This window comes from Citrobacter sp. Ce119, assembly GCF_030334525.1.
GTDB lineage: Bacteria > Pseudomonadota > Gammaproteobacteria > Enterobacterales > Enterobacteriaceae > Citrobacter > Citrobacter europaeus.
Genome location: NZ_JAOWDR010000045.1, coordinates 433830 through 446950 on the forward strand (window position 1 = coordinate 433830; position 13121 = coordinate 446950).

The 13121-nt window shown below is 50.6% G+C and carries 13 protein-coding genes; all 13 read right to left on the bottom strand.

Annotation, left to right across the window (positions count from 1 at the left end):
• Positions 1-65: 65 nt before the first annotated feature.
• Positions 66-1436, bottom strand: coding sequence for a bifunctional UDP-N-acetylglucosamine diphosphorylase/glucosamine-1-phosphate N-acetyltransferase GlmU (glmU, locus tag OGV80_RS08590; RefSeq protein WP_087052870.1), 1371 nt, complete (start codon positions 1434-1436; stop codon positions 66-68).
• Between the two features lie 673 nt (positions 1437-2109).
• Positions 2110-2529, bottom strand: a complete 420-nt coding sequence (locus OGV80_RS08595; RefSeq protein ID WP_003023809.1) for a F0F1 ATP synthase subunit epsilon — start codon at positions 2527-2529, stop codon at positions 2110-2112.
• A 20-nt stretch (positions 2530-2549) separates the two neighbouring features.
• A complete protein-coding gene (gene atpD, locus OGV80_RS08600) occupies positions 2550-3932 on the bottom strand; it encodes a F0F1 ATP synthase subunit beta (RefSeq protein ID WP_003023806.1) in 1383 nt (460 codons plus the stop codon).
• 26 nt (positions 3933-3958) lie between these two features.
• Positions 3959-4822, bottom strand: a complete 864-nt coding sequence (atpG, locus tag OGV80_RS08605; protein WP_003023804.1) for a F0F1 ATP synthase subunit gamma — start codon at positions 4820-4822, stop codon at positions 3959-3961.
• Positions 4823-4872: 50 nt separating this feature from the next.
• Positions 4873-6414: a F0F1 ATP synthase subunit alpha gene (gene atpA, locus OGV80_RS08610; protein WP_003023802.1), complete on the bottom strand. Its 1542-nt coding sequence runs from the start codon at positions 6412-6414 to the stop codon at positions 4873-4875.
• Positions 6415-6426: 12 nt separating this feature from the next.
• Positions 6427-6960 carry a F0F1 ATP synthase subunit delta gene (gene atpH / locus OGV80_RS08615; RefSeq protein ID WP_006687767.1) on the bottom strand — a complete coding sequence of 178 codons (534 nt, stop codon included), beginning with the start codon at positions 6958-6960 and terminating at the stop codon, positions 6427-6429.
• A gap of 14 nt (positions 6961-6974) precedes the next feature.
• Positions 6975-7445 (bottom strand): F0F1 ATP synthase subunit B, encoded by a 471-nt coding sequence (atpF, locus tag OGV80_RS08620; protein ID WP_003827022.1) that lies wholly within the window; start codon positions 7443-7445, stop codon positions 6975-6977.
• Positions 7446-7504: 59 nt separating this feature from the next.
• Positions 7505-7744: a F0F1 ATP synthase subunit C gene (gene atpE / locus OGV80_RS08625; RefSeq protein ID WP_003023794.1), complete on the bottom strand. Its 240-nt coding sequence runs from the start codon at positions 7742-7744 to the stop codon at positions 7505-7507.
• A gap of 46 nt (positions 7745-7790) precedes the next feature.
• Positions 7791-8606 carry a F0F1 ATP synthase subunit A gene (gene atpB / locus OGV80_RS08630; protein ID WP_003023792.1) on the bottom strand — a complete coding sequence of 272 codons (816 nt, stop codon included), beginning with the start codon at positions 8604-8606 and terminating at the stop codon, positions 7791-7793.
• A 7-nt stretch (positions 8607-8613) separates the two neighbouring features.
• Complete coding sequence (atpI, locus tag OGV80_RS08635; RefSeq protein ID WP_043018820.1) at positions 8614-8994, bottom strand: F0F1 ATP synthase subunit I; 381 nt, start codon at positions 8992-8994, stop codon at positions 8614-8616.
• Between the two features lie 614 nt (positions 8995-9608).
• Complete coding sequence (gene rsmG, locus OGV80_RS08640) at positions 9609-10232, bottom strand: 16S rRNA (guanine(527)-N(7))-methyltransferase RsmG (RefSeq protein ID WP_047407700.1); 624 nt, start codon at positions 10230-10232, stop codon at positions 9609-9611.
• Between the two features lie 102 nt (positions 10233-10334).
• Complete coding sequence (gene mnmG / locus OGV80_RS08645; protein ID WP_087052871.1) at positions 10335-12224, bottom strand: tRNA uridine-5-carboxymethylaminomethyl(34) synthesis enzyme MnmG; 1890 nt, start codon at positions 12222-12224, stop codon at positions 10335-10337.
• Between the two features lie 372 nt (positions 12225-12596).
• Entirely contained in the window at positions 12597-13046 is a 450-nt protein-coding gene (gene mioC, locus OGV80_RS08650) for an FMN-binding protein MioC (protein ID WP_087052872.1), read from the bottom strand.
• Positions 13047-13121 lie beyond the last annotated feature (75 nt).

Below are 13121 nucleotides of genomic sequence, written 5' to 3' on the forward strand. Positions count from 1 at the left end.
TGGCGCTCACGCTTATAAGGCCTACAGAACGTCACCGCACGTAGGCCGCCATCCGGCAAAATAAATTACTTCTTCTTCACCGGACGCTGCCAGCCCTGTTTATGGACCTGAGGTACACGGCTTAATACCAGTTCGTTATCGGCAACATTACGCGTTACGGTAGTTCCTGCGGCAATCGTCGCACCTTTACCCACGGTGACAGGCGCCACCAGCTGAGTATCAGAACCCACAAACACATCATCACCAATAATGGTTTTAAACTTATTGGCACCATCGTAGTTGCAGGTGATCGTACCCGCGCCGATGTTCACGTTATCGCCAATTTCCGCATCGCCCAGATAGGTCAGGTGACCGGCTTTGGAGCCTTTACCCAGACGCGCTTTTTTCATTTCGACAAAGTTACCCACGTGCGCGCCTTCCTGCAGCTCAGCGCCCGGACGCAGACGCGCGAATGGGCCTATGGTGCAAGCGGCTTCCAGATGGGCATCTTCAACCACACTGTATGGGCTAAGCTCACAACCTTCACCAATAACGCTGTTTTTGATGATGCAGCCGGCGCCAATCTTGACGCGATCCCCAACGGTTACGTTACCTTCAATGATAACGTTAGTATCAATTTCAACATCGCGCCCGTGAATAAGCGTACCGCGAAGATCAAAACGTGCAGGATCGCGCAGCATCACGCCCGCTAACAGCAGTTTTTCTGCCTGCTCGGACTGATACACGCGCTCCAGACGGGATAATTGAAGACGGTTATTCACCCCTTCCGTTTCGCTAATACGTGCCGGATGTACCGCAGCAATTTCGCGCCCTTCCTGGTATGCCATCGCAATGATATCGGTGATGTAGTATTCACCCTGCACATTGTTATTAGTCAGTTTGGACAGCCAGCGTTTCATGTCTGCGCCATTGGCAATCAGAATACCGGTGTTGATTTCCTGGATTTGCCGCTGCTCGTCGGTTGCATCTTTATGCTCAACGATACCGGTGACGTTACCGTTTTCACGCGTAATACGCCCATAACCGGACGGGTCGTCCAGTTTTACCGTTAACAAGCCAATGCCACCCTGCGGTTTGGCTTCACGCAGGCGACGCAAGGTATCGGTAGAGATCAGCGGCACATCGCCATAGAGCATTAAAATGTCTTCGTCATCACCAAAGAATGGCGCTGCCTGCTGCATTGCATGGCCGGTGCCCAACTGATCTACCTGCAAAACCCAGTTTAGATTGCCATCTTTCAGCGTCTGCTTGAGCAAATCACCACCGTGCCCGTAGACCAGATGTACGTGAGTCGCACCTAATTCATTAGCAGCATCAATGACATGCTGAACCATCGGTTTTCCTGCGAGGGTATGCAGCACTTTAGGAAGATCGGAATACATACGCGTGCCTTTGCCTGCGGCAAGGATCACGACGCTCATAGCATTATTCAACATACACGTCCTGACTGTAATTTGAGAACGAATTTATACCGTTTCACATTGAAAATACTACATTTTTTTCAGCGTGAAATGGACCGAAGATAAAACGTTCAATCGGGGAAATTTCCCCTCTGATAACTGTCTATTTTCATCTATTTCGGCGTCTTTTGTCTCCCAAAAACCAGGAGTCTGCTCTTATTAAAGCCTTAGGTTAATGTTTTTGCTGTTTTTTTACTGCATGAATAAAGAACTACAAAAGAAAAATACAATTTTATTAAAGTGATTCAGTGAAAAGCAGAAAAAACAGACAGGAGAAATACAGTTTTAAAAGGAAAGAGTACAAATGATAATACGGGGGAGGGGAATTTATTAACAGATGGCGCGAGCAGGTAACCGTATGAAGCATCGCGCCACAGAGCAGTTCAGGGAAGACTAAACTTCCATGCTGCTGAAAAGCGCGATGATTTTGTTAATCAGTTTCATGTTGATATCCTGTTTTTATCTGAATTAATTATGTGACATATATCACAAAAAGAAGTCTACGCCTCATTTTTTAACCGATCAACATTTTTGTGATGTAAATCACAAAATAATAAAACAGCTTTTTAGTTTCACTCTTACTGAAACAAAACCCAAAAAAAAAGCCAGCCTGGAAACCAGACTGGCTTTTGTGCTTTTCAAGCCGGTGTTACATCGCTTTTTTGGTCAACTCGATAACGCGCAGTTTCGCGATCGCTTTGGCCAGTTCCGCAGATGCCTGAGCGTAATCCACGTCACCATGAGAGCTCTTGATGTGCTCTTCAGCCTTACGCTTCGCTTCCAGGGCTCTCGCTTCATCGAGATCCTGTCCGCGAATCGCGGTATCAGCCAGGACGGTCACGCTGCCAGGCTGCACTTCGAGAATGCCGCCGGACAGATAGATAAACTCTTCATGACCGAACTGTTTAACGATGCGGATCATACCAGGCTTAATGGCGGTGAGCAGCGGTGCGTGACCCGGGAAAATACCCAGTTCACCTTCACTACCCGTTACCTGGATTTTCTCGACCAGACCAGAGAACATTTGTTGCTCTGCACTGACGACGTCCAGGTGGTAAGTCATTGCCATATCACCCTCCGATTAAGGCGTTAAAGTTTTTTGGCTTTTTCCACGGCTTCGTCGATAGAACCAACCATGTAGAACGCCTGCTCTGGCAGGTGGTCGTATTCGCCTTCCATGATGCCTTTAAAGCCACGGATGGTGTCTTTCAGGGATACGTATTTACCCGGAGAACCGGTGAATACTTCCGCAACGAAGAACGGCTGGGACAGGAAGCGCTGGATCTTACGCGCACGTGCTACCACCAGTTTATCTTCTTCAGACAGTTCATCCATACCCAGGATGGCGATGATGTCTTTCAGTTCCTGATAACGCTGCAGCAGGGACTGTACGCCACGCGCAGTGTCGTAGTGTTCCTGACCAACAACCAGTGGATCCAACTGACGGCTGGTGGAATCCAGCGGGTCAACTGCCGGGTAAATACCCAGAGATGCGATCTGACGGCTCAGTACCACGGTTGCATCTAAGTGAGCAAAGGTGGTTGCTGGGGATGGGTCAGTTAAGTCATCCGCAGGTACGTATACCGCCTGAACGGAGGTGATAGAACCGGTTTTGGTAGAGGTGATACGTTCCTGCAGAACGCCCATCTCTTCCGCCAGAGTCGGCTGGTAACCTACCGCTGAAGGCATACGACCCAGCAGTGCAGATACTTCAGTACCGGCCAGGGTGTAACGATAGATGTTATCGACGAACAGCAGTACGTCACGACCTTCGTCACGGAACTTCTCTGCCATGGTCAGACCGGTCAGAGCAACGCGCAGACGGTTTCCCGGCGGCTCGTTCATCTGGCCATATACCAGGGATACTTTGTCCAGAACGTTGGAGTCGGTCATTTCGTGGTAGAAATCGTTACCCTCACGAGTACGTTCACCTACGCCCGCAAACACGGAGTAACCGGAGTGCTCGATCGCGATGTTACGGATCAGCTCCATCATGTTTACGGTTTTACCTACACCCGCACCACCGAACAGACCAACTTTACCGCCCTTAGCGAACGGACACATCAGGTCGATAACTTTGATGCCGGTTTCCAGCAGTTCCTGAGAGCTGGACAGCTCTTCATAGGAAGGAGCCGCGCGGTGGATAGCCCAACGCTCTTCTTCACCGATATCGCCTTTCATGTCGATCGGGTGACCCAGGACGTTCATGATACGACCCAGAGTTGCTTTACCTACCGGGACTTCGATCGGGTGCTCGAGGTCTTTAACTTCCAGACCACGACGCAGACCGTCGGAAGAACCCATGGCGATGGTACGTACGATACCGCCGCCGAGCTGCTGCTGAACTTCCAGCACCAGGCTCTCTTTACCATTCATAACCTCAAGAGCATCGTACACGCGCGGTACGGCATCCTGAGGGAATTCGACGTCAACCACGGCGCCGATTACCTGGACAATTTTTCCAGTAGCCATCTTGAATCCTCTACGAATTAACCTGGTTATACCGCGGATGCACCACCGACGATTTCGGTGAGTTCCTGAGTAATGCTGGCCTGACGAGCTTTGTTGTATACCAACTGCAGCTCTTTAATCAGGCTGCCGCCATTGTCGGTCGCGGCTTTCATCGCCACCATACGTGCGGCCTGCTCGCTGGCCAGGTTTTCTACCACGCCCTGATAAACCTGAGACTCGACATAACGACGCAGCAGGGTATCCAGCAGCGCTTTCGGGTCTGGTTCATACAGGTAATCCCAGGATTTACGCTTCAATTCATCATCATCTGATGCCGGCAGAGGCAGCAGTTGGGTGATGGTTGGCGTCTGAGACATGGTGTTAATAAATTTGTTGCTGACAACGTACAGTCTGTCCAGACGACCTTCATCGTAGGCTTGCAGCATCACTTTAACCGGACCGATCAGTTCGGACAGGGAAGGGTTATCCCCCATACCGGTTACCTGAGCAATCACATTACCGCCAACGGAGTTAAAGAAAGACACGCCCTTAGAGCCGATCATTGCGATATCGCACTGAACGCCTTTATCGGACCATGTTTTCATATCCGCCAGCAGCTTTTTGAACAGGTTAATATTCAAGCCACCGCACAGACCACGGTCGGTCGACACCACCAGGTAGCCCACGCGTTTAACGTCGCGTTCTTCCAGGTAAGGGTGCTTATATTCCAGATTACCATTCGCAAGGTGACCAATCACTTTGCGCATGGTCTCTGCATAAGGACGGCTGGCCGCCATGCGATCCTGCGATTTACGCATTTTGGAAGCGGCGACCATCTCCATCGCTTTAGTGATCTTCTGCGTGTTCTGGACGCTTGCGATCTTACTACGTATCTCTTTTGCGCCGGCCATGAGCTTCTCCTCAATGCCTTGCGGTCCGCCCTAAAGCAGACCGCCAGACGTTACCAGGACTGGGTTGCCTTGAAGGAATCGAGGATAGCTTTCAGCTTGCCTTCGATTTCATCGTTATAGCCACCGGACTGGTTGATCTCTTGCATCAGCGGAGCGTGGTCACGGTCAACGTAAGCCAGCAGAGCGGCTTCGAAGCTACCGATTTTCGCCAGTTCCACATCTTCGAGGTAACCGCGTTCAGCCGCAAACAGCACCACACCCTGCTGTGCTACAGACATTGGGGCATACTGTTTCTGCTTCAGCAGTTCAGTTACTTTCTGACCGTGGCTCAGCTGCTTACGCGTAGCTTCATCCAGGTCGGAAGCGAACTGAGAAAACGCTGCCAGTTCACGATACTGCGCCAGTGCGGTACGAATACCACCGGACAGTTTCTTGATGATCTTGGTCTGCGCTGCGCCACCTACACGAGATACGGAGATACCCGGGTTAACAGCCGGACGAATACCGGAGTTGAACAGGTTGGTTTCCAGGAAGATCTGACCATCGGTAATGGAAATTACGTTGGTCGGAACGAACGCAGAAACGTCACCCGCCTGGGTTTCGATAATCGGCAGAGCGGTCAGGGAGCCGGTTTTACCTTTCACTTCACCATTGGTGAACTTCTCAACGTATTCCGCGTTTACGCGGGATGCGCGTTCCAGCAGACGGGAGTGGAGGTAAAATACGTCGCCTGGGAATGCTTCACGTCCTGGCGGACGACGGAGCAGCAGGGAAACCTGACGGTAAGCAACAGCCTGTTTAGACAGGTCATCGTAAACGATCAGTGCATCTTCGCCGCGGTCACGGAAGTATTCGCCCATTGCGCAACCGGCATATGGCGCCAGGTATTGCAGTGCAGCAGATTCAGACGCAGTCGCCACCACAACGATGGTGTTGGACAGTGCGCCGTGTTCTTCCAGTTTACGAACCACGTTGGAAATGGTGGACGCTTTCTGGCCGATAGCCACGTACACACATTTGATGCCGGAATCACGCTGGTTGATGATGGCGTCGATTGCCATCGCAGTTTTACCTGTCTGACGGTCACCGATGATCAGCTCACGCTGGCCACGACCGATTGGGATCATGGCATCAACAGATTTATAACCGGTCTGTACTGGCTGGTCGACGGACTGACGTTCGATTACGCCTGGTGCGATAACTTCGATTGGCGAGAAGCCATCGTTATCAACCGGACCTTTACCGTCAATCGGGGAACCCAGAGTGTTCACCACACGACCCAGCAGGCCACGGCCAACCGGAACTTCCAGAATACGACCCGTACACTTAACCTTCATGCCTTCGGCAAGGTCAGCGTATGGACCCATCACAACTGCACCTACGGAGTCGCGCTCCAGGTTCAGTGCGATAGCGTAACGGTTACCCGGCAGGGAGATCATCTCACCCTGCATACAATCGGCCAGGCCGTGAATGCGGATAACACCGTCACTTACAGAAACAATAGTACCTTCGTTATGAGCTTCGCTCACAACATTGAACTGAGCAATGCGCTGCTTGATCAGTTCGCTGATTTCGGTGGAATTCAGTTGCATGCTCCAGTCCCCTTAAGACTGCAAGACGTCTGCAAGGCGCTCAAGACGGCCGCGTACGCTGCCATCAATGACCATATCACCCGCTCGGATGATTACGCCTGCCATTACAGACTTATCGATTTTGCAATTCAGCTTAACTTTGCGTGACAGACGTTTTTCCATCGCTGCACTAATCTTCGTAAGCTGTTCATCACTCAGTGCATTGGCAGAAGTGACTTCTACCTCAGAGATAGCCTCACTGGCTGCACGCAGGTGAATAAACTGCTCAAGAACATCCGGGAGCGCATTCAGACGGTTATTTTCAGCCATTACCCTAATCAGGTTCTGGCCGCTTTCGTCCAACTGCTCACCGCACACGGCGATAAACGACTCAGCGAGCGTTTCCGGCGCCAGTGCGCCAGAAAGAAGCTCTGCCATTTGTTCGTTTTTAGTCACCTCAGCGGCAAACGTCAGCATATCCTGCCAACGGTCAACGCTTTGGTGCTCAACGGCAAAGTCAAAAGCTGCTTTGGCGTAGGGGCGAGCTACCGTAATAAATTCAGACATCAGCCCCTCCCTCCTTACAGTTCAGCGACAAGTTTGTCCACGATGTCGCTATTAGCAGCTTCATCCACGGAACGTTCGATGATCTTCTCGGCGCCAGCAACAGCCAGGATAGCAACTTGCTTACGCAGCTCTTCGCGAGCACGTTTACGCTCGGCGTCAATTTCCGCCTGCGCCTGTGCCACGATTTTAGTACGTTCCTGCTCTGCTTCAGTTTTAGCTTCGTCCAGGATCTGAGCGCGGCGTTTGTTCGCCTGCTCGATGATTACCTGAGCTTCCGCCTTCGCTTTTTTCAGCTGGTCGGTCGCGCTGGCCTTTGCAAGGTCAAGATCCTTATGTGCTCGTTCTGCAGAAGCAAGGCCGTCAGCAATTTCTTTTTGACGTTTTTCGATGGCAGCCATTAATGGCGGCCATACGTACTTCATGCAGAACAGAACGAACAGGACAAACGCGATGGCCTGGCCGAGGATTGTTGCGTTAAGATTCACAGCACAATGCCTCTATCTAGTTAACGTTCTGATATTGCTCTTAATTCAAGCAACGCTTACTACGCGACAGCAAACATCACGTACAGACCCAGACCTACAGCGATCATTGGGATTGCATCCACCAGACCCATAACGATAAAGAACTGAGTACGCAGCAGAGGAATCAGATCCGGTTGACGCGCTGCGCCTTCCAGGAATTTACCCCCGAGGATGCCGATACCGATCGCAGCACCGATTGCCGCCAGACCCATCATCACAGCGGCAGCAATGTACAGCAGATCCATATTCAGGTTTTCCATGACAGTCTCCAGTTTGTTTCAGTTAAAACGTAGTAGTGTTGGTAAATTAATGCTCTTCAGATGCCATCGACAGATAGACAATCGTCAGAACCATAAATATGAAGGCTTGCAGCGTGATAATCAGTATGTGGAAAATGGCCCATGGCACATTCAGGATCCACTGTGACCACCACGGCAACAGACCAGCAATCAGAATGAAAATCAGCTCACCGGCATACATGTTGCCGAACAGTCGCAGACCAAGAGAAATTGGTTTGGACAGCAGGCTTACCCCTTCAAGGATTAAGTTGACAGGGATGAACGCCCAGTGATTGAACGGCTGCAGCGTCAACTCTTTCGCGAAGCCACCGATGCCTTTCATTTTGATGCTGTAGAACAGAATGAGGATAAATACGCCCAGCGCCATCGACAGGGTGATGTTCACGTCAGCAGACGGAACCACACGCAGAGCCGGCAGGCCAAAGATATGCTCACCGATGTACGGCAGCAGGTCGATAGGCAGCAAATCCATCAAGTTCATCAGGAATACCCAGACGAAAATCGTCAGGGCCAGCGGAGCAATCAGCTTGCTTTTGCCATGGTACATGTCTTTCACGCTACCATGCACAAAGCCGATTACCAGCTCAATCGCGGTCTGAAATTTACCTGGTACGCCGCTGGTCGCCTTTTTGGCTACGCTACGGAACATAAGCAGGAACAACAGACCCAGAACCACCGAGAAGAAAATGGAGTCAATATTGAGCGTCCAGAAGGTGGCTGGGGGGTTGTGCGGATCCACCAGCGAGAATGTACGTAGGTCCAACTGAAGGTTATTCAGATGGTGTCCTATGTAATCCTGCGGCGTCATATTTTCTGAAGCCATGATGCCTTTACCCTTTGTTGTTAATTACAGCCGGCGCCAGTATCTGAACCACCAGCACCAAAACCCACGTAACGATCAGCGGCATGAATACCGCTTTCAAAACAGCCAACGCCACCACCAGCAAAACCAGCATCGCTAACACCTTGAAGGCTTCGCCGAAAGCGAACGTCCAGGCTACTCGACCTTTAGCTGGTGTATGCGCCTGGTGACGCCAGGCAAATATCATAAACAACACGTTAGGCAGTAACACTGCCAATCCACCGCACAACGCGGAGATGCCCCAGAAAGGGTCTTTGAGGCTAAACAGCAATCCACTTGCTATTACCGCCAGAAGCTGTGTGAGCAAAAGCTTACGAGCAACGTTTCGACTCAAGAGCGACATAGACATCACGTTTTTACTCCTGCTCCCTACGAGGTATGCCGCGTGTCGTATAAAACGTTCTTTATGGCTTAGAGTCAAGCATCAAAAAGCGGTCAAATTATACGGTGCGGCTTCGTGATTTCAAACAATAAGTAGCTAAAAAGTGAATAAATGTTTAAATATTTTTCGCTACCCCACATTTATCACTTTTTGGCAAACTGTGAACGATCATGCAAAACTGCAAATGCCGCGTAAACACTGGCGGCAAAGCGTGCACCAGATCACATATTGAACATATTCACCTTCGCATAATTTATTTACGTGGCAAATGATGCCTTTTCATCTTTTTGATATTTAAGCGTAAAAATAGCCACTATTAAAAAAACAACAGCTAACAACAAAAAAACCACGCATTGACATTTATAATAAAAAATTAACACAACGGGTGATTCTTACGTTCTATTTTTAGCAGACTGATATTTTCACAGCTGACTTGTTTCGCTTTTAACAAAAAACGGTACGTTATAGTTATGATGCAAAACCGTAAGGCATTGGTGAAATGTAACGACATTTAACCACACTATTCCCTATGACTTTTAACACCTGAACTGCCGTTTTTTTTCTATTTTTTTTGATAAAAATTAAATTTTGTTTGGCTTAATAACCACCAAATGACGTTCGCCTTCCAACTGCGGAACGCGTAATTTTTCAACCGACTCGACGCTGAATTCTGCTGGCAGCGAGTCAATTTCATCTGCAGGCAACTGCCCTTTTAACGCATAAAAACGTCCATCAGGTCCTGGCAAATGATGGCACCAGCTCACCATATCATTGAGTGATGCAAAAGCACGGCTAATGACCCCATCGAACGGCGGTTCTGAAGGGAATTCTTCAACACGGCTTTGTACAGGCGTGATGTTAGTAAGCGCAAGCTCATGCTGCACCTGACGCAAGAAACGGACGCGTTTTCCCAGGCTATCCAGCAGTGTGAAATGCGCTTCAGGGCGCACGATAGAGAGCGGAATTCCCGGCAGGCCAGGTCCCGTACCCACATCGATAAAACGCTCCCCCTTCAGATACGGCGCGACGACAATGCTGTCCAGAATATGGCGCACCAGCATTTCGTTGGGATCCCGCACCGACGTCAGGTTGTACGCTTTATTCCATTTGTGCAGCATATCGACATACGCAATCAGCTGATTTTTCTGGTGATCGGTAAGAGAAATACCGGCATCAGCCAGCAGACGAGAGAGTTTGTTGAGCACGGTCGTTACCTGTTAATAATCAAATGCCCGATGCGCTTTCGCTTATCGGGCCTACAAATTTGTACGGCGGGCAAGCGAAGCGCCCCCGCCAAATGAGAGTTATCAAGCGCTGCGGCGCAGCATACCTTGTTTTTTCAGCCATACCAGCAGAATGGAGATGGCGGCAGGCGTTACGCCGGAAATGCGCGATGCCTGACCGATCGATACCGGTTTGTGATCGTTCAGTTTGGCGATGACTTCATTCGACAAGCCAGAGACCTGGCGATAATCCAGCGTTGCAGGCAACAGGGTGTTCTCATTACGCTGCTGTCTTTCAATTTCTTCCTGCTGACGGGCGATATACCCTTCGTATTTCACCTGAATCTCAACCTGTTCCGCGGCCTGAGCATCGTCAAGCGCTGGTGCGAACGCAGATAAAGAGGTCAACTGAGCATAGGTCATATCCGGGCGACGCAGCAGATCTTCACCGCTGGCTTCACGTGACAGAGGCGTTGCCAGGTGAGCATTCACTTCTGCTGCAGATTCCGCTAACGGGTTTACCCAGGTTGATTTGAGACGCTGGCGTTCTTGTTCGATGCGCTCCAGCTTCTCGTTGAAGCGAGCCCAGCGCTCATCGTCCACCAGACCCAGTTCTCGACCAATTTCGGTCAGACGCAGGTCGGCGTTATCTTCACGCAGCATCAAACGGTATTCTGCGCGTGAGGTAAACATGCGGTACGGTTCTTTAGTGCCCAGCGTACACAGGTCGTCCACCAGCACGCCAAGATAAGCCTGATCGCGACGCGGTGCCCAGCCGTCTTTCTCAGCAGACAAGCGTGCGGCGTTCAGACCAGCCAGCATGCCTTGCGCGGCGGCTTCTTCGTAACCGGTTGTACCGTTAATCTGTCCCGCAAAGAACAGCCCCTGGATGAATTTGCTTTCCAGAGTAGGTTTCAGGTCGCGCGGATCGAAGAAATCATACTCAATAGCGTAGCCAGGGCGGACGATTCTGGCATTTTCCATTCCCTGCATAGAGCGGACAATTTGCATCTGCACATCGAACGGCAGGCTGGTGGAGATGCCATTCGGGTAAATTTCGTTAGACGTCAGTCCTTCCGGTTCAAGGAAGATCTGATGCTGGTTACGATCGGCAAAGCGCATCACTTTGTCTTCGATCGACGGGCAGTAGCGCGGGCCGATTCCTTCGATCACACCGGCGTACATCGGGCTACGATCGAGGTTATTGCGGATCACGTCATGGGTTCTCTCATTGGTATGCGTGATGTAACACGGCATCTGGCGCGGATGTTGAGAAGCATCGCCCAGGAATGAGAAGACCGGCATCGGGTTATCGCTGTTTTGCTGGCCAAGCACGCTGAAATCAATAGTGCGCGCATCGATACGCGGCGGTGTACCCGTTTTCAGGCGGCTGACGCGCAGCGGCAGTTCACGCAGACGACGTGACAGCGGGATAGACGGCGGATCGCCAGCACGGCCACCGCTGTAGTTATCCAGACCAATATGAATTTTGCCGTCGAGGAAAGTCCCCACGGTTAATACAAGCGCTTTGGCACGGAACTTCAGTCCCATTTGGGTCACTGCGCCCACAACACGATCGTTTTCAACAATCAGATCTTCAACCGCCTGTTGGAAGATCATCAGGTTGGGTTGATTCTCCAGCGCGGTACGTACCGCCTGGCGATAGAGCACGCGATCGGCCTGAGCTCGGGTAGCGCGAACGGCTGGCCCTTTGCTTGCGTTTAGTATCCTAAACTGGATACCTGCATGGTCGATCGCTTTTGCCATCAACCCACCAAGCGCATCCACTTCTTTTACCAGGTGTCCCTTCCCAATACCGCCGATCGCCGGATTGCAGCTCATCTGCCCCAGAGTGTCGATATTGTGTGTCAAAAGCAGAGTCTGTTGACCCATTCGCGCCGCGGCCATTGCGGCCTCGGTGCCTGCATGACCCCCGCCAATGATGATGACGTCAAAAGGATCCTGATAAAACATGGTAATTGCCTCGCATAACGCGGTGTGAAAATGGATTGAAGCCCGGGCCGTGGATTCTACTCAACTTTAGTCGATGGAGAAAGACCTGGGATCCTGGGTATTAAAAAGAAGATCTTTTTATTTAGAGATCTGTTTTATTGTGATCTCTTATTAGGATCGCGAGTTTCTGTGGATAAGGGCGATCCTTTGAATAAGATCAACAGGTTGCTGAGGATCATTAGCTGTGAATGATCGGTGATCCTGGTCCGTATAAGCTGGGATCAGAATGAAGGGTTATACACAACTCAAAAACTGAACAACGGTTGTTCTTGGGATAACTACCGGTTGATCCAAGCTTTTAACCAGAGTTATCCACATAAAAAAGTACGATCTTTACAAATCTCTGAGCAATGGATGCCACGATCCCAGCCAAATTTCAGCCGGATCTTCCGGAATTTCATGTTCCAGTACGTTGATCCTGAGCGTTTCGCCTACCTGTTTTGCTCCACAGGCCTTCAATTCGGCTTCCAGCTTGTCGATTGCGCCGCAAAAGGTGTCATATTCACGACTGCCGATCCCGATTGCGCCAAACCGCACTTGTGACAGGTCCGGCTTTTGCTCGCGTAACGCATCATATAAAGGCTGTAGGTTGTCAGGAATGTCTCCCGCACCGTGCGTAGAGCTAATAATCAGCCAGATGCCGTCAGTCGGAACCTCTTCAAGCATTGGCCCATGCAGTGTTTCGCTGGAAAAACCGGCGTCGTCCAGCTTTTCAGCCAGATGTTCTGCTACATATTCCGCACTGCCAAGCGTACTACCGCTGATAAGAGTGATGTCTGCCATGATCGCCCACCTTTATAAAGAGGGCGTATTGTACGCTGTGAGCGAGCTGGGATCTACCTGTGGAAAACCAGGGTA

Bases quoted from the DNA above. Each gene is read 5' to 3' on its own strand.
- mnmG (WP_087052871.1), bottom strand. From the start codon at position 12,224: ATGTTTTATCAGGATCCTTTTGACGTCATCATCATTGGCGGGGGTCAT.
- atpE (WP_003023794.1), bottom strand. From the start codon at position 7,744: ATGGAAAACCTGAATATGGATCTGCTGTACATTGCTGCCGCTGTGATG.
- atpD (WP_003023806.1), bottom strand. From the start codon at position 3,932: ATGGCTACTGGAAAAATTGTCCAGGTAATCGGCGCCGTGGTTGACGTC.
- mioC (WP_087052872.1), bottom strand. From the start codon at position 13,046: ATGGCAGACATCACTCTTATCAGCGGTAGTACGCTTGGCAGTGCGGAA.
- glmU (WP_087052870.1), bottom strand. From the start codon at position 1,436: ATGTTGAATAATGCTATGAGCGTCGTGATCCTTGCCGCAGGCAAAGGC.
- atpG (WP_003023804.1), bottom strand. From the start codon at position 4,822: ATGGCCGGCGCAAAAGAGATACGTAGTAAGATCGCAAGCGTCCAGAAC.
- atpH (WP_006687767.1), bottom strand. From the start codon at position 6,960: ATGTCTGAATTTATTACGGTAGCTCGCCCCTACGCCAAAGCAGCTTTT.
- atpB (WP_003023792.1), bottom strand. From the start codon at position 8,606: ATGGCTTCAGAAAATATGACGCCGCAGGATTACATAGGACACCATCTG.
- atpA (WP_003023802.1), bottom strand. From the start codon at position 6,414: ATGCAACTGAATTCCACCGAAATCAGCGAACTGATCAAGCAGCGCATT.
- OGV80_RS08595 (WP_003023809.1), bottom strand. From the start codon at position 2,529: ATGGCAATGACTTACCACCTGGACGTCGTCAGTGCAGAGCAACAAATG.
- atpI (WP_043018820.1), bottom strand. From the start codon at position 8,994: ATGTCTATGTCGCTCTTGAGTCGAAACGTTGCTCGTAAGCTTTTGCTC.